General features: G+C 52.0%; 17 protein-coding genes. 6 read left to right on the top strand and 11 right to left on the bottom strand.

Annotated elements, in window-relative coordinates:
- Positions 1-146 (bottom strand): GTP-binding protein (locus tag BGX12_RS09025; RefSeq protein WP_233246336.1); only part of this gene is annotated, 146 nt, incomplete at its 3' end.
- A 618-nt stretch (positions 147-764) separates the two neighbouring features.
- Between BGX12_RS09025 and BGX12_RS09020 the strand changes: the two genes are divergently transcribed.
- Both BGX12_RS09020 and BGX12_RS09015 read left to right on the top strand, forming a co-directional pair.
- Positions 765-2,198 (top strand): glycosyl hydrolase family 5, encoded by a 1,434-nt coding sequence (locus BGX12_RS09020; protein ID WP_109735742.1) that lies wholly within the window; start codon positions 765-767, stop codon positions 2,196-2,198.
- Positions 2,199-2,439: 241 nt separating this feature from the next.
- On the top strand, positions 2,440-4,041 hold the full coding sequence (locus BGX12_RS09015; RefSeq protein ID WP_109735741.1) for a glycosyl hydrolase family 5: 1,602 nt from the start codon (positions 2,440-2,442) through the stop codon (positions 4,039-4,041).
- Between the two features lie 284 nt (positions 4,042-4,325).
- Here BGX12_RS09015 and BGX12_RS09010 read toward each other — a convergent pair whose 3' ends face one another.
- Positions 4,326-5,375 (bottom strand): alpha/beta hydrolase, encoded by a 1,050-nt coding sequence (locus tag BGX12_RS09010; protein WP_109735740.1) that lies wholly within the window; start codon positions 5,373-5,375, stop codon positions 4,326-4,328.
- 152 nt (positions 5,376-5,527) lie between these two features.
- Here BGX12_RS09010 and BGX12_RS09005 point away from each other — a divergent pair, with 152 nt between their 5' ends.
- Positions 5,528-5,821, top strand: coding sequence for a hypothetical protein (locus BGX12_RS09005; RefSeq protein WP_109735739.1), 294 nt, complete (start codon positions 5,528-5,530; stop codon positions 5,819-5,821).
- Between the two features lie 55 nt (positions 5,822-5,876).
- On the opposite strand, the gene BGX12_RS09000 is transcribed toward BGX12_RS09005, so the two are convergent.
- Positions 5,877-6,317, bottom strand: a complete 441-nt coding sequence (locus BGX12_RS09000) for a hypothetical protein (RefSeq protein ID WP_109735738.1) — start codon at positions 6,315-6,317, stop codon at positions 5,877-5,879.
- A 218-nt stretch (positions 6,318-6,535) separates the two neighbouring features.
- Between BGX12_RS09000 and BGX12_RS08995 the strand changes: the two genes are divergently transcribed.
- Positions 6,536-7,834 carry an amidohydrolase gene (locus BGX12_RS08995; RefSeq protein ID WP_158278212.1) on the top strand — a complete coding sequence of 433 codons (1,299 nt, stop codon included), beginning with the start codon at positions 6,536-6,538 and terminating at the stop codon, positions 7,832-7,834.
- An 87-nt stretch (positions 7,835-7,921) separates the two neighbouring features.
- Positions 7,922-9,175, top strand: coding sequence for an adenosylhomocysteinase (locus BGX12_RS08990; RefSeq protein WP_109735736.1), 1,254 nt, complete (start codon positions 7,922-7,924; stop codon positions 9,173-9,175).
- Between the two features lie 126 nt (positions 9,176-9,301).
- On the opposite strand, the gene BGX12_RS08985 is transcribed toward BGX12_RS08990, so the two are convergent.
- On the bottom strand, positions 9,302-12,742 hold the full coding sequence (locus BGX12_RS08985; protein ID WP_109735735.1) for an MFS transporter: 3,441 nt from the start codon (positions 12,740-12,742) through the stop codon (positions 9,302-9,304).
- Positions 12,743-12,852: 110 nt separating this feature from the next.
- Entirely contained in the window at positions 12,853-13,557 is a 705-nt protein-coding gene (locus BGX12_RS08980; protein ID WP_109735734.1) for a hypothetical protein, read from the bottom strand.
- Between the two features lie 36 nt (positions 13,558-13,593).
- Here BGX12_RS08980 and murJ point away from each other — a divergent pair, with 36 nt between their 5' ends.
- Positions 13,594-15,177 (top strand): murein biosynthesis integral membrane protein MurJ, encoded by a 1,584-nt coding sequence (gene murJ, locus BGX12_RS08975; RefSeq protein ID WP_109735733.1) that lies wholly within the window; start codon positions 13,594-13,596, stop codon positions 15,175-15,177.
- Positions 15,178-15,208: 31 nt separating this feature from the next.
- Here murJ and BGX12_RS08970 read toward each other — a convergent pair whose 3' ends face one another.
- From BGX12_RS08970 to BGX12_RS08945, 6 genes are all read right to left on the bottom strand, one after another.
- Entirely contained in the window at positions 15,209-16,432 is a 1,224-nt protein-coding gene (locus tag BGX12_RS08970) for an HD domain-containing phosphohydrolase (RefSeq protein ID WP_109735732.1), read from the bottom strand.
- 92 nt (positions 16,433-16,524) lie between these two features.
- On the bottom strand, positions 16,525-17,127 hold the full coding sequence (locus BGX12_RS08965) for a fibrobacter succinogenes major paralogous domain-containing protein (protein ID WP_233246335.1): 603 nt from the start codon (positions 17,125-17,127) through the stop codon (positions 16,525-16,527).
- 109 nt (positions 17,128-17,236) lie between these two features.
- Complete coding sequence (locus BGX12_RS08960; RefSeq protein ID WP_109735730.1) at positions 17,237-18,583, bottom strand: SGNH/GDSL hydrolase family protein; 1,347 nt, start codon at positions 18,581-18,583, stop codon at positions 17,237-17,239.
- A gap of 133 nt (positions 18,584-18,716) precedes the next feature.
- Positions 18,717-19,265, bottom strand: a complete 549-nt coding sequence (locus BGX12_RS08955; protein ID WP_109735729.1) for a hypothetical protein — start codon at positions 19,263-19,265, stop codon at positions 18,717-18,719.
- Between the two features lie 97 nt (positions 19,266-19,362).
- Positions 19,363-20,757: a glycosyl hydrolase family 5 gene (locus tag BGX12_RS08950; protein WP_109735728.1), complete on the bottom strand. Its 1,395-nt coding sequence runs from the start codon at positions 20,755-20,757 to the stop codon at positions 19,363-19,365.
- A complete protein-coding gene (locus BGX12_RS08945; protein WP_109735727.1) occupies positions 20,757-22,292 on the bottom strand; it encodes a glycosyl hydrolase family 5 in 1,536 nt (511 codons plus the stop codon). Before BGX12_RS08945 ends, BGX12_RS08950 begins: the two co-directional genes overlap by 1 nt.
- Positions 22,293-22,313 lie beyond the last annotated feature (21 nt).

Here is a 22,313-nt window from a genome sequence, read left to right as displayed (position 1 = left end):
TCGTCGAAACGCTTTGCAGCAGCCAGGCCCTTAGCGGCGAGGGTGGTGCAGATTGCAGCGGTCAGAGTGGTCTTACCGTGGTCAACGTGGCCGATAGTGCCGATGTTGCAGTGCGGCTTACTTCTGTCAAAATGTTCTTTTGCCATTTTATTCCTCTTCTTCAGCAGAAGGTTTATCGCTTCGAAACCTAGGAACTGCGCGGGTTTGCGCCAGTTTCCCGTTATTTCGCAGAGCATAGGAAGCGGTACTCTACGAATTTTGCTGCACAAATTTAGCAAATTCAAGAAATATTTCAAGGATTTTTCTTTGATTTTTTGCGAAAAACGGGAATTTTCGGTTTTTCCATAGGCATGGGACACCCTTTTCCGGACATTCGGAACGCTCCTTTTCGCCTTTACAGAAAATGGCGAATTTGCCCAAATTTCAAAGGTTCAACATTCCAATGTTCACAGATTTCCCAACTTATCAACAATTAACGCACGTCCCGGACGATACTTCCGTCGCAGGCATAGCCATCCCACGTTTTTATTGTAAAATAAATTTTACATCATAAAATTTTACATTAGTTTACAAACTTTGCTATCCCCCGCTCTCTCTTAGACTTAGGTGCATTTCACATTTCGGGACTCTCGGTACCGACATGCCGAATTTCGGGAACACATACGGAACGCATTTTATCAACAACGGCATATTTTTACTTTGAAAATCGGGGACATTATTTATCTTTAGGGCCGGATGTGTTAAAGGACAACGAAGGGTAGATAATGAAAATTCCGTTTTTTAAGACTATTCTCGCCGCAAGCGCACTGTTCATGATCTGCAGCTGCGGCGACGACGCCCCCAGCAAAAGCAACGACGATTCTCAAAATCAGGCCATCGTGGTTGATCAGGCCTCCTGGCTCGTGACCATCGACAAGAAGCAGTACACCATCGGCGTAGACGGCAAGGTCAAGGATATGAACGGCGAACTGGTAGGCCTCGCAGACCTTACCGACCTGTCCAATGTTACCGTTTATGCCATGGCAGACCAGAGCGTCATGACTTCGGGCATCAACACTTCCAGCCTGGAAATCATCTCCCCCACAAAGATCACCTCTACCGCCTGGGTACTTTCTGCAGACCAGGTCTATGTCATCTACCCTGCAACCGACGACGCCATCGACCCTGCAACCGGCAAGGGCATCGGCATCGTAACTGACGCCGAAGGTAACAAGATCGGCTATTTTGTCTACGACGCAAGCCAGGTGGGCAAGATCGTGGACCTGAACAACACCCCCATCATCGACAACGTGGACATGACCACCCTGAAGGCCTATGCGGCCAATACGGTAGTACCGTCCTCCAGCAGTGCGGCCCCGGTCCAGGAAAAGTCTTCCAGTTCAGTTGCACAGCAGGCGAAATCCTCCAGCTCTACGACTCAGCAGACCGCAACGTCCTCCAGTTCCGCCCAGCAGGCAAAGTCTTCCAGTTCCGCAGGTAACGGCGGAAGCACCGAAGCGTACACCATCAAGTACGTAAGCGGCGGTAAGTCCGGTTCCGGCTGGGCAACCCGCTATTGGGACTGCTGCAAGCCCCACTGCGCATGGTCCGGCAAGGGCGGCAAGATGACGAAGGGTTGCGACGCCAGCGGCAACAAGATCAACGACTCCGAAGCGACCAGCATGTGTAACGGCGGAAACTCCGGTACCTGCCTGGACCAGATTCCCCAGGTGTACAACGACACCTTGGCATTCGCCTTCGCAGCGGTACCGGGAAGCGCAGGTGGCGAATGCGGCAAGTGCTTCGACCTCCAGTTCACCGGCAAGGGCAAGTACGCTACGGACAACAACCTGGCAAAGTTGAAGAACAAGCACTTGATCGTGATCGCATCCAACATTGGCTACGACGTGGAACAGGGTCAGTTCGACATCATGATTCCTGGTGGTGGCGTAGGTATTTACAATGGCTGTTCCCGCTTTAACTGGGGTCCCCAGGGCGCCCAGTACGGTGGCCTGCTCTCCGAATGCGAAACTGAGACCAATTACACCGCTTCCAAGTACAAGAGCTGCTTGACCAGCAAGTGCGAAAAGTCCTTCTCCGGCGACGCAAAGGCGAAGGAAGGCTGCTTGTTCCTTGCTAACTGGATGAACGCAGCAGGCAACCCGCTCCACAACTACAAGGAAGTGGAATGCCCCAAGCAGCTGCTCGACAAGTTTTAACGATGACGCAAGGGACTCCCGACGGGAGTGACGGCATTCAAGACCAGCAGGTTACTGCTGGTCTTTTTCGTTTCAGGAGGATCATCTCCAGCGTCAAAAAAAGAATGTGACGGAAATCTCGTAAGTCTTTAGGAAACAAAAGTTTACATGCGTATTTTAAGTAAAAAAGTTATTTTTTGCGGCGGATGGAATTGGAAGGACTTTCAATCGAAAGTCTCGTTAAGATTTTATTGAGGTAATTATGAAACACCCCTTTGTGAAGTCCGTTCTGGTTCTCGGTGCAGCACTTGCGCTCTGGAACTGCGGCGATGAAGCAGCAAGCACCCTCCCCGTTCCCGGTACGGGCTCCCAGGTAACAATTCCCAGCGAAAACAGCCCCATCGTTTCCGGCACTAGCGCAGCTGACCTGGTTCTTAGCGAACCCTGCTGGATCCTTAACGCAGACCAGCTTTATGTCATTACCACCAAGCTGGAAGTCTTCAATGCTGCCGGTGTGAAGGTCGGTACCTACGATCCGACGACTTTCAGCGTTTTGGACGTAAACGGCGCCTTGCTCATGGCCGGCGTGAACTACCTGGAATTGCCCATTGTCGACCCGGCAAGCTACAATAACCAGAATACCAATCCGAGTATCACTCCTGTCGCAAGCTCTGCAAGCAACGGCAGCCAGACCACTCCTGTTGCAAGTTCCGCAAGCAACGGCAACCAGACTCAGCCTGCTCCGGCAAGCTCCGCTAGCAACGGTGGCCAGCAGACTACTCCGAAGAGTTCCGCAAGCAACGGCAACCAGACTCAGCCTGCTCCGGCAAGCTCTGCTAGCAACAACAACCAGCAGCAGGGTTCTGACGGTACCTGTTTCGACAAGGTTTCCGGAAAGAACGTAAAGCCCTATGAAAATCTCGCTGGCAAGAATGGCGAATCCTACGCCTACGCTCAGGATTGCTCCCTGAACTGCTACTACGACCCGGCACAGAAGAACTGCGCATCTATTGCAACAAGCAATGGCGGCAACAACCAGCAGCAGCCCCAGTCTTCCGCTGCCCAGCCCAAGTCCTCCTCTAGCCAACCGAAGTCTTCCAGCTCTCAGCCGAAGTCTTCCTCTAGCCAGCAGACTCAGAATGGTGGCAACACTAGCGGCACCATCAGCAGCAATTACACCATCAAGTACGTGAACGGCGGTAAGTCCGGTTCCGGCTACGCAACCCGTTACTGGGACTGCTGCGAACCCCACTGCGCATGGCCCGAACACGGCGGCAAGGCTTCCACTTGCGACGCACAGGGTAACAAGGTCCAGGGTGGTTCCAGAAGTATGTGCGATGGCGGTAACGCAGGTATCTGCCGCGGTCAGTTCCCCATCGTCGTGAACGACCAGCTGGCATTTGCATTTGCAGCAACTCCGGGTGGCGAAAACAACTGCGGTAAGTGCTTCGACCTGGCCTTCACCGGTAAGGGCAAGTACGCAACCGACAACCACAAGAAGCTCGTTGGCAAGCACCTGATTGTGATGTCCAGCAACGTGGGTTATGACGTGGCTGGCGGTCAGTTCGATGTGATGATTCCGGGCGGTGGCTTCGGTATCTTTGACGGTTGCTCCCAGAAGATGGGTTGGGGCTCCCAGGGTTCCCAGTACGGTGGCCTCCTGGACGAATGCGAAAAGGAAACCAACTACACTGCTTCCAAGTACAAGAGCTGCTTGACCAGCAAGTGCGAAAAATCCTTCTCCGGCGACGCCGCTGCTAAGGAAGGCTGCCTCTTCATGGCTAACTGGATGGAAGCCGCAGGCAACCCGCTCCTCGAATACAAGGAAGTGGAATGCCCCAAGGAACTCATCGAAAGATTCTAGTAATGACGCAAGGGGCTCCGCCCCTTGGAACCCCTGGCTCCCGATGGGAGCGATATCTGGATAGGCCTGCGGACTTCTGCAGGTCTTTCTTGTTTATGACGCAAGGGGCGCTGCACCCTGGATCCCCTGGCTCCCGATGGGAGCGATATCTGGATAGGCTTGCGGACTTCTGCAGGTCTTTCTTGTTTATAACGCAAGGGATTCTACGTGTCAGGATTTAGCACGTCCACGGACCTCAACCGAAACAGCTGGTCCTTTTACGTGGTTTGGCTGCGGAAGCCTATTTAGTGGATTTCTTTGGGCAGGACGTTATCCAGGAACTGGAAGGTTGCCTGATAGGCGTTTCCACGGGCAGGTTCATGGGAAAGATAGAGGTCGTGTAGACCATTCTCGATGACCTGCATCTGGACGTTCCTCCCCAACTTCCTGCCGTAGCGGTCAATATCCTCCACGTCCAGGACGCCGTCACAACGGGAGTAGGTCTCGACACACTCATCGCTACGTTCGCTGCAGCCACTATGCATGACCAAAATGGGCGGAATAAGATCCATCCCCTTCTGGACGGCAACATGCCCCTGATGAATGGCTCTCAGCCATCCAAGATTGATGGGAATGCTTTCAAAATTCTTCAGACTGAAATCGTAATCCCACAGGCCGCCATAATTTTTGTGGATGCTTTCGCTGTAGCAAGAGTTGGCAGTGCGGGGGACCTCTATATTGGGGAAAATCGAGCCGATCTTGGAAACCAGGGGGACAGCAAGTTCCAACAGGAAATTGGTGTTCATATCCATGAAGGGACTGTTTAGGACAATTGCGGCAAAATCCTTGCCATTCCCCCTATCAGCAGCGTATACGGAAGCAATAAGACCTCCGGTACTATGCCCCAGAAGGACAATAGGAGCCTTGGTCTCGGTCTTTATCCTGGCGATTGCGGAATCCAATTCCGGGTAGTATTCCGCCAAATCATAGACTTCTCCCAGGCGTTCCCCTTCCCTATAGGATCTTCCGTACTTGTGAAGGTCTATGGCATAAAAAGCATAGCCGGCGGAATCGGCCTTCTGGGCCAGTTCCTTCTGGAAGAAATAGTCATTAAATCCGTGAATGTAAAAGACGACGGCCTTTGCTTCGGGCTTACTGCCGTTTTCCTGCTCAAATGGTCCCGCGTACCTGATCAGCGTAGCTCGATACTGGCTGGAATCGCCTGCATCATAAAAGAGAACCTGGAACGGATCGCCTAGTTTCGGGTCGGCAACGTAAGAAACCTCCCCCTGCGGAGCCGCATGGAGAATGGAACTCATGGCAAAAATGGCCGGTATAAGACAATCCAATTTCATCAGACGTCACACAATATACTTTTTTTCTTAAACAGTGGGCAATCGTAAAAAGAAAAGCGAGCCAACTATAGTTGGCGCTATACGCAAGTAATGGTTTATAACATTAACACATGTTTTCTTCGGAAGTATACAAAGAGGCGTTCATACGCCTGATGGCCAAGCTTAGGGCGTCAAAGTCCCAGAGCAAGTTGTCATTCCTGAGCGATACTTCCCGTGAATATATCCGATGCCTGGAAAAAGGTTCCAAAAAACCATCCGTACCCGTATTTTTTAACCTTATATCCGTATCAGGACTGGATTTAAAGGAAACCCTCTGCGAATTTGTGGATATACTGAACGAAGAAAATGAGAAGTACAAGTCCATTGCGGGCATGGAATACGTGCGGAAAATGAAGATGAAAAAGGAAGACGGACAACCGCCCAAATCCCAGGATATTTCAAGATAAGCAAAAGGACGATCCTTACGGACCGCCCTTCTGTTTTTAAGGAGAGTTTTTCATTCTAATTTTCACCGTTTCGCATTTCAGTCTGCTCACGGTCGATGGTATAAGTCAAGTATTCCCTAAAATCACGGTCAATAGTAACGCCTTCGAAATCTTCGACATTATCCTTGAGGATGGAGAAGAGTGAAGGGTCGTCGGTAAAGCCTTCGATCATCTGGTCATCGATAACCATGGTGCGATCGCCGGCAGCCTGTGCAACATATTCAATCTTGGACTTCTGCACCCAACCGGTGCAATCTCCTTTCACCAGGGCTTCGGTTTCCGCTTCCTTGATCAGGGCAAGTTCCGCGTTGAAACCCATGGTGCAGAGAATTTTACTACCACCTTTTTCCGCCATCAGGTCCAGATCGCCCCACTTGGATTTGACCATCCTGGAAGCAAATGACATAGACACCATAAGCGTCAAGGCAACTAGCAGCGAAAGTTTTAGCGTTTTCATGATAATCCTCCTTTTTGGCCTTGGGGCCCTTGTAGGCGGCAACCACGTCGCCTCACTTTTCAAGGTACAAAGTTAAGATTTCGTAAACCAGAGTTTACAAGAAAAATTCTGAATTTTTCGTTCTGTGTTGGAATAAAGGCATACTACTCCAGGGGAATGGAATTTTGTATGGAGAATTACAATTTCTATTTTTTATTCAGAATAAAAAGGAAATGATTATGGGAATCGTCATTAAGAATACATTGGCTATCGTGCCTGCAGGCGCCAAGGACGAAGTGAAGGAAACCTCCATCTATATCGAGGGCGACAAGATTGTTGCTATGGGTGAAGCTCCCGCAGGCTTCAAGGCAGACAAGGTCATTGACGGTACCGACAAGCTTGCAATCCCTGGTCTCGTAAACTGCCACACTCATTCCTACATGAGCTTTATGCGTAACGTGGCTGACGACCTTTCCTTTATGGATTGGCTGTTCGGCACCATCGATCCCATTGAACAGAAGATGACCGATGAGGACACCTACTGGGGCGCTTGCCTTGCCATCATCGAAATGATGAAGAGCGGTACCACCTGCTTTAACGACATGATGATGAACATCAAGCAGACCACCCGCGCCATCAAGGAATCAGGCATGCGCGCCGTCATGTGCCGCGGTCTCGTCGGCAGCGCCGAAGACGACGGCGGACGCATCCAGCAGACTTATGACGAAATGGAATTCTGCAAGGACTGCGACCGCATCACTTTCAAGTTCGGTCCCCATGCCCCCTACACCTGCACCGAGGATTATTTCCGTCGCGTATCCGACGAAGCCAAGAAGGCTGGCATCGGCATCCATGTGCATCTTTCCGAAAGCGTGGCCGAAATCCAGGGCACCCAGGAAAAGTACGGCTACTCCCCCATCGTCATGGCCGACAAGAACGGGCTCTTTGACGTTCCCTGCATTGCCGCCCACTGCGTCCAGGTGGATGAAGTCGATATGGACATCATGGCCCGCAAGGGAGTTTCCGTGGTGACCAATCCCGCAAGCAATATGAAGCTGGGCAACGGATTTGCTCCTGTTCCCGAAATGATGGCCAAGGGCATCAACGTGTGCCTGGGTACCGACGGGGCCGCCTCCAACAATTCCTTGAACATGTTCCATGAAATGAGCCTGTTGGCCTTGATCCACAAGGGAACTCATAAGAGCCCCCAGTGCGTCAGCGCCCGGGAGGTTTTCCGCATGGCCACCATTAACGGCGCCAAGGCATTGTGCCTTGAAAACCAGATTGGTTCCCTGGAAGTGGGCAAGAAGGCAGACATCGCTATCCTTGACTTGAACAATCCTTCCCTGATGCCCAAGAACAACTTGATCGCAGGCCTCTCTTATTCCGCCAACGGAAGTGAAGTGGACACCGTGATTATTGACGGCAAGGTGACCATGGAAAACCGCAAGGTCCTTACCCTGGACGAAAAGCTGGTGTACCAGAAGGTGAACGAAATCATCAAGCGCATGGGCCTGGAAAACAAGGAATACGTTTAAATTTTTATTTTTGAAAAAAACGGATGATAGGACAGACGACCATCCCTAAAAATTCGGCTGTGACAACACTAACCAAAGGAAAATAATATGGCAAGTGAAATCAGAGACATTAGCCTGGCCGAATCTGGCGAACGTAAACTGGAATGGGTTCATCGCAACTGCAGCCTCCTGGGCATGCTGAAGGAAGAATTCGAAAAGACCAAGCCCTTCGCCGGCAAGAAGATTGCTCTATCCGTCCATCTGGAAGCAAAGACGGGTTACCTGTGCCAGGTGCTGAAGGCTGGCGGTGCAGAAATGTACGTGACCGGATCCAACCCGCTCTCCACTCAGGATGACGTGGCTGCAGCCCTCGTGAAGGAAGGCATGGAAGTCCACGCCTGGTACGACGCTACTGCAAAGGAATACGAAGACCATATCCGTCACACTCTGCAGTGCGGCCCCAACATCATTATCGATGACGGTGGCGACCTGGTGAACATGGTCCACAACGAAATGCCGGAACTCATTCCCAACATTATCGGCGGCTGCGAAGAAACCACCACCGGGATTATCCGCCTGGAAGCCATGAACAAGGCTGGCAAGCTGATGTTCCCCATGGTCCGCGTGAACAATGCCGACTGTAAGCATCTCTTTGACAACCGCTATGGTACTGGTCAGTCCGTATGGGACGGCATCAACCGTACTACCAACCTGATCGTGGCTGGTAAGCAGGTTGTTGTGGCTGGCTACGGCTGGTGCGGTAAGGGTACCGCCATGCGTGCCAAGGGTCTTGGCGCCCGCGTCATCGTCACCGAAGTGGATCCGGTGAAGGCAATCGAGGCTGTCATGGATGGTTTCGACGTAATGCCCATGCGCGAAGCTGCAAAGATCGGCGACTTCTTCGTGACCGTTACCGGCTGCGACGGCGTTATCGATGCTGAAGACCTTTCCGTAATGAAGGACGGCGCCATCCTCGCCAACGCCGGTCACTTCGACTGCGAAATCGACGTGGCATGGCTGAAGAAGAACGCCGTTGAAATTCGCGAACAGCGCAAGAACATCATGGGCTACAAGCTGCCCACCGGCCAGTGGGTATTTGTCCTTGGTGAAGGCCGCCTGGTGAACCTGGCCTGCGGCGACGGCCATCCGGCTGAAATCATGGACATGAGCTTTGCTATCCAGGCTCTCTCTGCAAAGTACCTGGTGGAACACGCCGGCGAACTGAAGGAAAAGATCATCGACGTTCCTCGCGAAGTGGACCAGGAAGTGGCCCGCAAGAAGCTGAAGTTCCTGGGCAAGGAAATCGATACTCTCACTGCCGAACAGGAAAAGTATCTGCACTCCTACAACCTGGATGTGTAAAATGCTAAACAGCTGATCCTGAAACAAGTTCAGGATGACTGAACAAAAGGCTGCGTGATGAACGCAGCCTTTTTTATCTGACCCTGAAACAAGTTCAGGGTGACATCGTTCCGAACGATGTTTGGATTACTTCACGCCAGCCTGTTCCACCAGCTCAATAGCCAGCTTCTTCATGTTGGGGAAGTCCCACTTGCCAGATCCCAGCTTGGGAATGCTATCCACCTTGAAGACAGAGCCAGGAATCATGAGAGGCGGAATGCCGGACTTGCGGATCTTGCGGGAGAGATCTTCCGGATCGAAGTCACCCACCACCATCAGCACGATACGTTCGCCCTTGACGGAATCGGGAACTGCAACCACCGCAAATTCCATACCTTCCAGAAGGCCGGTTTCTGCAAGACGAAGTTCCACGGCGGTCAAGGAAATCATTTCGCCGCCAAGCTTTGCGAATCGGCTGTAACGACCGAGAATCTGGACGAAGCCGTCGGCGGTGATGGTGCACTTGTCCCCAGTCTTGTACCAGCGGCGGCCATCCTTTTCAAAAATACCAGCGGCAGTCTTTTCGGGATCCTTCAGGTAACCACGCATGACCTGGGGACCTGTAACAGCCAGCATGCCTTCGCTGGAGGGATCCAGGAACTCGTTGGTTTCGGGATCGATAATGGCGCCGACGGAACCCGGAATGATCTGGCCGATACTGGAAGTGTCGCTACACTTGCACATGGTCAGGAAGTCATCCAGAAGCACGTTAGGAGCGTTAAGAGTTGCAAGCGGGGAAAGTTCCGTACAGCCATAAGCTTCGTAGATGTCCTTACCGAACTTCAGCTTGAAGGCATCGCGCATTTCGGGACGGAGCTTTTCTGCACCAGCCACGATCATACGGATGGAATCCAGACACATAGGGTGGACCCAGCGGTTGATGGCGATGGCGCGAAGGAAGGTGGGCGTACCCATCAGGATGGTTGCCTTGTACTGGGCGCAGACACGGGCCAGCGTCTTGATGTCCGTGGGATCCGGACACAGCACCATGGGGACTGCATCCAGAAGGGCCATCATGAATGTCATGGTAAAGCCGAAGGAATGGAACAGCGGGAGAAGGGCCGTCATCACATCGCCGCGGTGCAGCTTCACGATGTAGTCGCACTGCTGGGAGTTGGAAATAATATTGAAGTGGGTCAGTTCCACACCCTTAGGCGTACCCTCGGAACCGGAGCTGAACAGGATGAGGGCATCATCGTCCAGCTTTGCGGAAGTGAACCAGAAGAACTGCAGCACTCGACCAGGAACTACCTTGATCAGGGCACTATCCAACAGGCGAGAAATCATACCGATCTTGGATTCTTCCTCATCCAGATAAATCATCTTGCAGACCTTGGCGACTTCTGCGAAGGCAGCGTTCTTGCCACACAGCTTATCAAAGAAGTAGCGGGTCGTAACCACCGTGGAAATTTCGGCCTTCTTGATGCAGCCAAGGACCGTATCCACCGGAGCGGTGTAGTTCAGGTTCACGGAAGTCTTGCCGGTACCGAGAATGGAAAGAATACCAAGAGCAGCGTCACGGCTAGTAGGAAGCATGAAGCCCACGCGCTTGTCACTCTTGGCAACCGCATGGATACGTTCACCAAACTGATGGCAAAGGCGGATCATTCCATGACCGGAAACATGCTTGCCTGCAGGATCAATAAGGATAGGACGGTTGCGTCTCTTGCGCATGGCCCTGAACCATAGAGGCACGATGGTCTTGGAATGCTTCATGGCTAGGGTCCAGACATCGGCACTGAGCATCTGGATATCGGCACGAACCTGTTCCTCGGAAGTTTCGGCAGGGACCGGCTTGGAGAAACCGACGCTCACCGTACGGTTGAATACCTGGGGACGGTTCACGCATTCGTTGGCGTGGCTATAGCGGCTACCCCACAGGCCCTGGATATAGAAAGGAACGATCAGGGCATCCGTATCCACGATGGCTTCGTGGTAGTTCAGGGAGAACTTGGAAATGAAAGGAGACTTGGATACTTCACCTTCCGGGAAGATGACCACCACTTCCCCATTCTTGAGAGCCTTGTTGATCTCTTCCATGGCAGGCTTGGGATCGCGGCGGTTAATGGGAATGAGGAACTTGCCGTGGAAAAGCCAGCGCTGGTACCAGTCCGCGAATGTATTGCGGTTACTTGCGATGCGCAGGGGTCTAGGGCTTGCGATTTGAAGAACGGCCCAGTCGATATAGCTGAAGTGGGGACCCACCAACAGCACCGGACCAGTTTCAGGAATGTTCTGCACGCCCATCACATTGACGCGGTACCTGAATACAAAGGCGAAAGCGAATCGAAGACCTGCACGGAGAAGTGCCATGGGAGTTCTTCTAAGAGTCAGCCAGAAACAGATGGTAAGGATGACGCCCAGGATGGGGAAGAACTGCTGCAGTTCCAGATCCGAGAATGCAAGCAGCAGGCACTGGGCCCCTAGGAAGACGAACATGACGCTCATCTGGATCATGGAAGAAACGGAATGGACGCGTCCCGAAGTATCCGGCCTGGTATAATGCTGAATAATGGTACGGAGCAGAACGAAAAGGCAACCCGCCACAAAGCCAAGAATACTATACAGGACAGAACGAACAATGATATTCTCGACGAAGGGAAGGACAAACATCAAGATGGCGGCACCCACCACAGCAAACGGAATAAGCCCGGTCTCGTAAAAATTACGGGATGCACGAGCTGCGGCAAAGGAACCAAAGACGTAACCTACAGCCGTAAGCACCAGGGACCCCTGGAATAGGCTTACCAGGTGTTCACCCGTAAGATCCTGGGACAGCATCAGGAAGATCTGGGATAGTGCCCAGAAAATGGACAGGCCAAGAATAGAGAGGCGGACCAGGGGAATAGACCAGGTGGACGAGAAAATACGCTTGGGAGAACGGAACTTGGTTTTAGTATGGCGCTCCCCCACCCTAATGAAGAACGTGAAAATAGTGGAGGCGACGCTAATCCCCAGGAACAGGTAAGGCAAAACAGAGAAGTTGAAGACCGTCCCCGGAAGGTTGATTTCCTGGACAAAGGCGGTTTCGGGACTTACTTCCGGCAGGGCGCCCACCGTAAGGCAAGAGACACTGGCAATACCCAGGACGGAAAAGACCATCTGCCAGGCGTTTGCAAGGGCAAGGTTTTCCTCGCCGAAGATTTCCTTAGTGACCGCCAGTTTCGCAGGCGTAAAGATGGCATAGAAAATTCCAAAAAGCAGGACGAGTCCAAAGGCCACCCACCCGATGTCAAGACCGAAAAGGATGGCAATGGGGATAAGGGCCGCAGACATGCCTACGGAGGACCAGGCCATGACCCGTCCCTTGCGGAAACGACTGGTAAAGTAGCTGGTCGCAGGCATCATGAAGATGCAGGGCACGAACAACGCAAACTGGAGCAGCATGCTGCGCCAGAAAAAGCTAGGACCCATGAAGGAAAAGGACAACCAGCGCTGGAAAACTATAAATAGACCCATCTGTACAAAGGAAGTACAGAACGCGGATACAAAGAACGGAATAGCTCCAGCATTCTTCCAGAGTTTCATAAAACCTCAAATTTAGTCCCCGCAAATATAAAAATTCGGCACCCCATACAAAAAAAACTGTCCGGCAGGTGTATGCCGGACAGTCCTAAAAAAGGGATATTTCCGGGAAACTAAAAGTTCACAGCAACGTAGAAGTTGAAGGAACCGAATAACTCGCCGAAATCAATATAATCCGTGACAAAGTCATAGGAACAGCCTATTTCAAGCTGGGTCTGAGAAGTTTTGAATATAGTCAGGCCAGCTTCCAGGCCACCCGCAAAACCGAAGGCGAAAACATCGTCGCCGGACATGTGGGTATCCCACTGGAAACCAAGACCAATACCGCCTCCCAGGAAGGGGGAGATCACGTCGTCAGTGAAATAGTAGCGACCGCCAATGCGAGCCACTTCGGACCACTGGAATTCCCCATCGCCCCAGGAAAACTGGGAATTATCCATCAAGGTAATGGCGCCATGTTCCGTCAGTTCCCAGATACGACCGTAATGGAAAACGAAACCCTGGCTCCAGTCACGCTTGGGATTGATCTTGGAATCCTCCCAGTTGTGCCATACACTGACGCCCAGACCATAGCTCTTGAAGTTATAGGTAGGACGCTTGGCCTTGGGAAGGTCGGAATTCTCACCAGGAGCCTGACGCACTTCCGTAGGGGCGGAAGCGTCATAGGAATTGTTGTCAGAGGATGCTACAGCCGTAGGAGCGGATTCTACAGGGGCGCTGTTGTCTTCCGGCTGAAAATCTTCATATTCATCCACGTCGTCCTGGGCAAAGCCAGCAGCGACAAGAGCAAATGGGATAAGTGCAAATAACTTTTTCATATAAACAAATATACAAAAGTTTCTAACTTGTGTCTCATGAACAAAGCCGCCATTATTGTCGCTGTAAGTATGCTCCTCAGCCGTGTGCTGGGAATTTTCCGTGAAATGCTTTTGGCCCATGCCGCCGGCGTCTCTCTCGAAAAGAACGCCCTGGACCTGGCCTTCATGATTCCGGATATTCTGAACCATGTGGTAAGCACCGGATTTTTGTCAATCATCTTCATCCCGATTTTCACGGGCTACAAGGTGGCTGGCGACGAGGAAAAGAGCTGGAAGTTCTTCAGCAACGTGCTGAACACCTTCGGTGCTATTTTGCTGGTACTGGTCGTTCCGGCTTTTATATTCATGCCCGAATTGTTAACGCTTTTGACTACAAGCGGCGCCACCCCGGAACTTCTGGAACGCGCCACCTACTATGGCCGCATCATCCTGCCGGGTCAGATTTTCATCTTCGTAGGTAGCATTCTCGTCGCCGTGCAGCACACCCGAAAGCAGTTCCTCATTCCTTCCCTCACCGGCCTGATTTACAACGTGGCAATCGTTGGCGGCGGCCTGCTTGGAATTCTTCTCGGTAAGTACAGTGGCGTGAACTACGGTCTGGAAGGATTTGCCTGGGGCGTTCCCGTAGGCGCCTTCATCGGATTCTTCGCCCTGCAGATTTTTGGCGCCAAGCGTGGCGGAGTCAAGTACGAACTGATCATGCAGCCCACCCACCCCGACATCGTTCGCTATTTCAAGATGATGTTGCCCATGTCCCTGGGAGTTGGCTCCATGTTCGGTCTGGAATTCATTATCCGTAGCTTCGGCTCTAGCTTTGGAGGCAGCGGTATTTCCAGCCTGAATTACGCCTACCGCGTGATGTACACGCTGGTGGCTGTTTTCGGATTCTCCGTTTCCGTCACCAGCTACCCCGACATGGCCCGTCTGGTAAAGGAAGGTCAGATCAAGCAGCTCAACGAAAAAATCTGGAAGAGCCTTTCCCGCATGTTCTGCATCCTCATTCCTGCAGTTGTGGCTGTTTGGGCACTCTCCTTCCCTGCCGTGCGAATCCTGTTTGAACGTGGCGCCTTCCATCGCGAAACCACCGAGGCCATTACCGAAATTTTGCGCTGGTACCTGCCCGTATCCTTGGGCCTTTGCCTCCAGGCAGTTCTTGTCCGTAGCTTCTACGCCGCAGAACGCATGTGGCTTCCCACCCTGCTGAACACCGGAATCTTTGCAGCCACCATCCCCGCCTATATCCTGCTCTCCGAACCTCTAGGCATCAAGAGCGTGCCTATCGTAGGTGCCACCGGAGCCCTTCTGCAGGTGATTTCCATGATCTTTATGTGGGCCCGCAAGAACGGTACCGACGGTATGAAAAATGCATTGCTGAACATGGGCCGCGCCCTGGTAGCCTTCGGCATCATGATCGTTGCAGCCCTGGGCCTGGACCATGTAACAGGTGAATTTGTCCGTAATACGAACCTGGTGGTTCTCGTTATCTACAGCTGCGTTGCAGGTGTCATCCTTCTTTGCGTGACCCTATTCATCCAGAAAATCCTGGGCAGCAAGGACGCCGGCGACATCCTCAACGAACTTTTAGGCAAGTTCCTGAGAAAGCTGAAGTTGAAGAAGTAGTCCGTTTAGACGAAAGAAATAAAATTCAGAATTAAGCTTCGTCGATGATTTCAGCCATGGTCTGCTGGATCTGAGACTTCATGCTAAGGAAAACATCCACCAGGACGGGCTCGAAGTCCGTCCCTTTTCCATTCTCGATAATCTTGAAGCACTCTTCCAGAGGGATGGCTTCGCGATAGCAGCGCTTCTGGGAGATGGCATCAAACACGTCCGCCACGGCCATGATACGTGCGGCCAGGGGAATCTCCTGCTTGGAACGACCTTCGGGATAACCGCGGCCATTCCACTTTTCGTGATGGTAGCGTGCCACCTCGTAAACCATCTGGCGGTATTTATCGTCGCCAATATGGGAGAAAGTCTGCTTGATGATTCTTCCGCCATTTTCGGCGTGAGACATCATGATGACATATTCGTCATCCGTAAGCTTACCCGGCTTCTGCAGGATCTGATCCGGAATGGACATCTTGCCGATATCGTGCATAGGAGCGGCACTAGTCAGGTTGTTCACGAATTCGGAATCAACCACGTCCTTATAGACTCCGCGGGCAGCCAGCTCCTTGGCCAGCAATTCCACGTAGCGGCTGGTGCGCTTTACATGGCCGCCTGTATTTTCATCTCGGTTTTCTACCAGGTTCGCAAAACCAAGGACCATGTCCTTGTTCAGCTCCTTGATCCTGGAGGTATCATTAATCTGCTTGTCCAGAAGCTTTGTAGTGCGGTCCGTAATGAAGTACAATAAGTATCCGAAACTACCGAGGGTCAGCGCCTTGGGAAGAACGCTGAACAGGATCAGGCGCTTCATCACCAGGAAGTTCTGGTCGGGGACATAGTTCAGGTAAAAGCCGGCAAATTGACCACCCATAGACACCAGCATGGTAAGGATCAAACCGTAAAGGGTCACCCTCTTGGAAAAATAAAGCCCTGCAAGGGCAATGGGGAAAGCGTAAATCACTACCGCATGGAAGGACAGCGTCACCTCGATGTCGAATAGGACTAGATTGGTCAAGGTGACGTAGATATACTTAAGCTTGGGATTTTCGGAACCGAAGATTCGGTTTAGAACCTGGGGACTCAACAGGAGAAATCCGCCAAGCACAAAGGCCACCGTCATGACCTTCTGATCGATAATGAAAACCTTAAGGAGATTCAGTACGTAAATGATGGAAAAGATACAGAAAGTAATGAACAAGACATTTGCAACAGTCTTGTTCGCTTCCGCTTCATTTTGACGCACGATCTTATTCAATATTGCCATTTCTCACCTATCCTGCCTTTCAATGTAGCAAGATTGTAAGAAATGCGAAAGAATCTGTAGTCGTTTTATTATTCCAAACGGGTATATGGTTCCTATCGCACGCAGCGTATGGAATAACCGTTGATCTTGTCCAGATTGTCGATCGTGGCGTTCTTGTTGGCAGAATCGAAGGACATGTAGAAGGCGGTGGTGTAGTTATGTTCCGAGGAGGACCAGAAACCCGCCTTGTTGGTGTCCTCGAAGTCGGCGAAACCACCGTGGAAATAGCCGGTAGGAATGGCGTTAAAGCCAAATTCGTCCGTACCGTTGCGGTTGTCTTCCCAGCCGGAGGTAGATTTCAGGGCGTAGGCGCCGCGGATCCAGAGGAAGTTCATGTCCACATCCTGCACGCCGCCGGCGAGCTTTACCAGGTATTCAAATTCAATCTTGGAAGGAAGGCGCCAGCCTGCGGGGCACGCCTTCTTGGCGGCATCCCAGGAATAAAGGCGGCCCAGCTTGTCGCAGTTTTCCTGTTTGTCTTCCAGGCACCAGCTTTCCTTTCGGGTCTCGTAATTGAGGTTTTCCGCCATCCACTGCAAGTCGCCAATCTGCACTACCTTATAGGTCTTCCCGTTACGGGTATCCTTCAGTTCAGTAGCATCGATCTTGGCGGTAGCAAAAGTAGCCAGCGCAAGGGCGCAGACCATCATAAACACAAACTTCAACTTGTTCTCCTTTTCCTAATTCCAGGTCTTCCGACCTAGAACCGAAAGATATACCATAGTTGAAGCAAGTGAAATTCTTTTTTGGTAAACCTTTTTTTTCTTATTTCACAGTCACTTTCGTGGAGTAAGAAGATCCGTTATCACGAATGACCACCAGGTAGTGACCCGCAGGAAGGTTACGGTTTTCCACCGCATGCCCCATTACGTCCATGACAGTCATCTGCAGGTTGTTCTGCAGCCCCGTTACAGCAATGGACTTTCCCGTCACACGAATTTCAGGAATCTCAAAACGAACTCGTCGTGAATCAATTCCTTCATCGGAAACAGAGCCTGATTCATACAGCGGAGCCATGGCTTCCGCCCACAGGCGATGCATGCTGGCGGCCCCTACTTCATTAGGATGCACACCATCGTTTCCCCCAATCAGTTCCTCGGGATGATTAGAAAAATAGGCAAAAAAGTCAGGCCCTTTCGGCAAATGGTTCTCTTCCGTCAGTTCCTCAATCGCCTTCAAATAATCCTCGTGGACCTGCCATCCGGCAACTTCGGGATTGGTAGCCATCATGCGGGCAATAATGGGAGTAGCGCCGTTCCGCTTGGCAACGTCAATAATGTCCTGCATGTTCGCCTTGAAGGTTTCCAGATTGTAATCGCTACCACCCCAGGCATCATTCGTTCCCATCTCGATTGCCCAGTACTTTACGTTACCTGCATACTCGCTGTAAGATGCAAGACCATCCACCACGCCACTAGAGGTAACGCAGGCAACGCCGCCTCGCAGCATCACGGGATAATATTTCGGATAACGGGCGTGGATCAGCTGGGCGAAACTGGAATCCACCTCGGACTGTTTCATTCCCATCTGGGTAATGCTTGTACCCAGGAAGAACCAGGTATCGTCACCGCCATTGCTCATATCATAAGCGCCAATCTCTTCCAGGTTGGCAACAGGGCTATCCGTCACAATTCTAAACCAGGACTTGCCTGCAAAATCAATTGCGAGCCCACGGCTCATGGCACCGCTCTCCCCCACTTCCGCAGCCGTTTCCCAGTCGCCGTCCACACCGTTAGTGGAGTTGGAGGAAGTCATGACCTTAAAATTTTCAAGGCTGGATCCCTTTGCATGATGATGGATACAGGAAGACTGCACCTGCACATATCTATCTCCAAGCCAGGCTTCATCACCACGTGTTTCCCAAGTGATAAAAAGTTTGGAAGGTCGCTTCCCCACATTCAAGGCAAAATCACTAACAGATGCAATCTGGTTAGCATCCAGATGGCCATCCGTATAAGTTCCAGGTTTCTGGTTGGAATTGACGGCGCCGTCAACATACAGGTTCTTGCCAATGCTTAAATTCGGGTTGGGGGTAATTGCAAAGGCGCTGGCGGCGAGAACAGCAATACAGCCCAAACCTGCGGCAAAACCGCGTGCTTCAAAATTTATCATACACCAATCTCCAAAACAACAAGGCGACCGTCCATCCCTTGAACGACGCCCTTAAAAAATAATTTTATTTGAAGAGATCGCCTAAATTTTAAACGCTATTTGTGGACATGGCTGACCACATCGTCATGGCACCTTAATCGCCCCAGACATCGGAAGGCGTGGGCACCTCATCCCCTCTCTGGAGGGCATTGTAAATATCGACGGCGGTGTTGTAATGGTTGTTGGATTGGCGAACACAGTAGCCTTCCAGGAAAAATCCCCCCAAGGTGGCGATGGCCCCACCGGTAGCCACATCATCGGAACCATAAGCCCACACGTTCACGCCAACGACAGCCACCAATGCAAAGATGATTCCAGCATACCCCCAGTTTTTAGAGGAACTCAGCTCCTCCTTGGCCTTAGGCATACCAGAAACGAGAGATTCAAACCTGTCGTAACGGACCGTATCCCCATCCATGATGTAGACCTTGCTTCCAAGAAGCCCTGTGCTGAACCACCCCTTATCAAAGCCTTCAATAAGAACCACCTGGTTTTCAGGCTCCTGTATTTTTTCCACATCGGGAGCGGCCGTCTCGTAATTCTGGATTTCAACAGAAGGCTGATCATAGGGAGACTTGCTCCAGTCCGTCTGAGCGAACAGAACAATGGGCAGTAAAAGAAGAATAAAAAGAACGTTACGCATCACCTAACCTCTACTACAAAATATAAAAAGCGGATACTAGACCAAGTTCTGCACAAAAAAACTCGCGGATTTTTCCACGAGTTTTTAAAAGCTTGGATTACTGGGGTACGTCGCAACCAGCGCTGGGATTCTGCCATCCACCAGGTTCTGCAGGAGCTTCACCAGCCTTCCAGCAGTGCAAGGTATCTAGCACATCGCCTTCCTTGAAATCGGACCAGTCGGTACGCTTCTTGATGTTGGTTTCGATGGTGGTATTGATGCGGGTTACGTAGTGGTCCACCAGGTACTGGGGACATTCCACTTCCTCGATGTAGTAGGTGGGATTGTCGGCAGCCATGTACCAGTCGGCAAACCAGTGGCAACCGCGGAGCAGGTTGGGAAGGCCTGCGTTACCGAATGCTGCATCGCACATGTCCTTGACACAGGTCTGGTAACAATCCAGGGAACCTTCGGTACCGCAATTGGTGTTCTTCTGGCATTCCGTAAGGAAGCCGCCAAAGCCTGCACCCCAGTTCACGTTCTTGCCGTTCACCTGGGTGGAAAGAGCGTCAAAGGCGCCCACGCCGCCACCCGGCACCATCAAGTCGAACTGACCTGCAGGAAGGTCGGGATTACCGCCGGCAACATCCATACCGATGTTGGAGGCCATCACCACCAGATGCTTACCCTTAAGAGCCTTATGGGTAGCCTTGGGCGGATTCATCTCGAATTCATCCTTGAAATGACCATCGTACTGCAGGTGATAGCACTTACCGCACTTGCTGTCGGCGGTGCCTGCCACATAGGCGTAGGCCAGAGTATCGTTCACCGCAATGGGAGCCATGTCGGTACAGGTAAAGACACCGGCTTCCTTTTCGTCGCCGCAGGCGCTTCGGGTACCTTCGTAACCCAGCCAGGCCTTGCTTACGTTACCCAGCGTAAAGGTGGGAACCTCGACGTCGTGAATGTTGCAGTTACGGGCCGTCATAAGTTCCGCAGCGTAAGTTTCATTGGAAGTACGATCCGCACGTGTGACGTCGTTTTCGTTTTCCCTGAGCCATGAGCAGTGAGGCTTACAGGCGTCCCAGTAACGGGTGTTCCAGCCGCGCTTTGCAGTTGCGGAAATGTCCTTGGTATATAAGGCGGAGGGAGCGCCATAGGATTCCAAGGTGGGGAAACCGTTTTCGTCCTTAGGAACCACCTGGGTAGCGGAACTTGCGGGGATAACACCCGGCTGGGAATCACTGGAGGCAGGCGCCACTGCGCTGGAACCAGGAACTGCCGCACTAGAACCAGGGACAACATTTCCAGAGGAACTGCTTACGCCAGGAACAACCTGACCGGGAACAGAACTGGAAGTATTGGGATTCTGGGAAATAGTAGCGGAACTACTTTCCGGAATAAGGGAACTCCCCTGTCCCGGATTAGAGGGATTGTCGTCGCCGCAGGCCACAAGACCTGCAACAGCCAACGCACTGATCGCCACAAAGCTTTTAGCAAAAGGATATTTCATTACGGAGCGCAACCCTGAGGATATTCGTCGTTCAGACATTCCTGAGTGGCGAGTTCATCGCCAGTCTTGTAATCGGACCAGTCGTCACGCCAACGATAACGGTTGTCCTTGGTAGTATTGATGTTGGTAATGTAATGGTCCACCAGGTACTGGGGGCATTCCACTTCTTCCCAGTTGAAGGTGGGATTGTCTGCAGTCATGTACCATTCGGCATACCACTTACAGCCGCGCAGCAAGTTGGGCCACTGACTGAATACTTCTTCACACTTTTCAATCACGCACTGCTGATATTTTTCTACAGTGTTGTCCCAGCCAAGCTTGCTCTGGCATTCAGTCAGGAAACCACCGTTGCCTGCACCAAGGCCGCTAGGAGGAACGCCGATCTGGGTAGAAAGAGCATTGAATGCGCCCACGCCGCCACCCGGCACCATCATGTCGAACTGGCCTGCTTCCACGTCGTAACCGATGTTGGAAACCATGACGATCATGTGCTTTCCCTTGAGAGCCTTGTGGGTCGCCTTTACGTCATTGGCGTGGTTACCGCCGTTAAACTGCAAGTGATAGCACTTACCGCAACCATACTTGTACAATTCGCCGGAGCCAGCCACATAGCCATAGGCAAGGGTATCGTTCAGGGCGATGGGAGCCATGTCGGTACAAGTATAGGTACCGCCGGCATTTTCGTTAACACAGGCGCTCGGAGTACCTTCGTAACCCATCCAGTACTGCTGAACTGCATGACCCAGGGTAAAGGCGGGAACTTCCACGTCGTGGATATTGCAGTTACGGGCAACGGTCATGCCAGCCTGGTAAGTTTCCTCGCTGGTGGTATCGACGCTGCTGAGCCAGGAGCAATGGGGCTTACAGGCGTCCCAGTAACGGGAGCTCCAGCCAGTCTTGCCATTGTTCTGGATTTCCTTGGTATATTCTGCGGGGGGAGCGCCGTAGGATTCGATGGTGGGGAATCCGTTTTCATCCTTGGGGACTTCCTGGGCGGCAGAACTTGCCGGAGCAGGATCGGTGCCGGGAACCGTTGCGGAAGAACCGGGCACAGGATCAATGCCAGGAATAATAGTTGCGGAAGAGCCGGGAACGGGATCAATACCAGGAACCGTTGCGGAAGATGCAGGAACAGGATCGGTACCCGGGACGCTTGCAGAGGAGTTGGGAAAAACTTCTCCAGTACCCGGATCGATCGTAGCGGTAGCAGCGCACTTGTTCTGCATATCAGCATAGCCCGCTTCCATGTAGACCGTGCCGTTAAGATCATAGATATTTGTACCATCGTAGCTACCGAACGGAGTGCCATCTGCAAGAGTCACCTTGCCCAAACCTTCGATGCCGATAGGATAGACCAGGAGCTTTGCAGTACCTAGGTCAATTACAGAAACCTGTTCCGTTGCGACGATGCCCGCACAGGTATTGTTTCCGGACGGCAAGGACGGATTACCGGAACCAGAATCGTCACCGCAGGCTACCAGGCCAGCCATGGCCACGGCACCTGCCACCAAAGTCTTATAGAAAAGATGTTTCATAAAAACCTCATAGCGCCACTA

It is taken from the genome of Fibrobacter sp. UWR4 (genome assembly GCF_003149045.1).
In the GTDB taxonomy this organism is placed as follows: domain Bacteria; phylum Fibrobacterota; class Fibrobacteria; order Fibrobacterales; family Fibrobacteraceae; genus Fibrobacter.
Note: the sequence above shows the minus strand (reverse complement) of the source record. Positions and strands in the feature narration are given on the sequence as shown.

Bases quoted from the DNA above. Each gene is read 5' to 3' on its own strand.
- BGX12_RS08960 (WP_109735730.1), bottom strand. From the start codon at position 18,583: ATGATAAATTTTGAAGCACGCGGTTTTGCCGCAGGTTTGGGCTGTATT.
- BGX12_RS08970 (WP_109735732.1), bottom strand. From the start codon at position 16,432: ATGGCAATATTGAATAAGATCGTGCGTCAAAATGAAGCGGAAGCGAAC.
- BGX12_RS09000 (WP_109735738.1), bottom strand. From the start codon at position 6,317: ATGAAAACGCTAAAACTTTCGCTGCTAGTTGCCTTGACGCTTATGGTG.
- BGX12_RS08950 (WP_109735728.1), bottom strand. From the start codon at position 20,757: ATGAAATATCCTTTTGCTAAAAGCTTTGTGGCGATCAGTGCGTTGGCT.
- BGX12_RS08945 (WP_109735727.1), bottom strand. From the start codon at position 22,292: ATGAAACATCTTTTCTATAAGACTTTGGTGGCAGGTGCCGTGGCCATG.
- BGX12_RS08995 (WP_158278212.1), top strand. From the start codon at position 6,536: ATGGGAATCGTCATTAAGAATACATTGGCTATCGTGCCTGCAGGCGCC.
- murJ (WP_109735733.1), top strand. From the start codon at position 13,594: ATGAACAAAGCCGCCATTATTGTCGCTGTAAGTATGCTCCTCAGCCGT.
- BGX12_RS08985 (WP_109735735.1), bottom strand. From the start codon at position 12,742: ATGAAACTCTGGAAGAATGCTGGAGCTATTCCGTTCTTTGTATCCGCG.
- BGX12_RS08980 (WP_109735734.1), bottom strand. From the start codon at position 13,557: ATGAAAAAGTTATTTGCACTTATCCCATTTGCTCTTGTCGCTGCTGGC.
- BGX12_RS09010 (WP_109735740.1), bottom strand. From the start codon at position 5,375: ATGAAATTGGATTGTCTTATACCGGCCATTTTTGCCATGAGTTCCATT.
- BGX12_RS09015 (WP_109735741.1), top strand. From the start codon at position 2,440: ATGAAACACCCCTTTGTGAAGTCCGTTCTGGTTCTCGGTGCAGCACTT.
- BGX12_RS08990 (WP_109735736.1), top strand. From the start codon at position 7,922: ATGGCAAGTGAAATCAGAGACATTAGCCTGGCCGAATCTGGCGAACGT.
- BGX12_RS09020 (WP_109735742.1), top strand. From the start codon at position 765: ATGAAAATTCCGTTTTTTAAGACTATTCTCGCCGCAAGCGCACTGTTC.
- BGX12_RS09005 (WP_109735739.1), top strand. From the start codon at position 5,528: ATGGCCAAGCTTAGGGCGTCAAAGTCCCAGAGCAAGTTGTCATTCCTG.
- BGX12_RS08955 (WP_109735729.1), bottom strand. From the start codon at position 19,265: ATGCGTAACGTTCTTTTTATTCTTCTTTTACTGCCCATTGTTCTGTTC.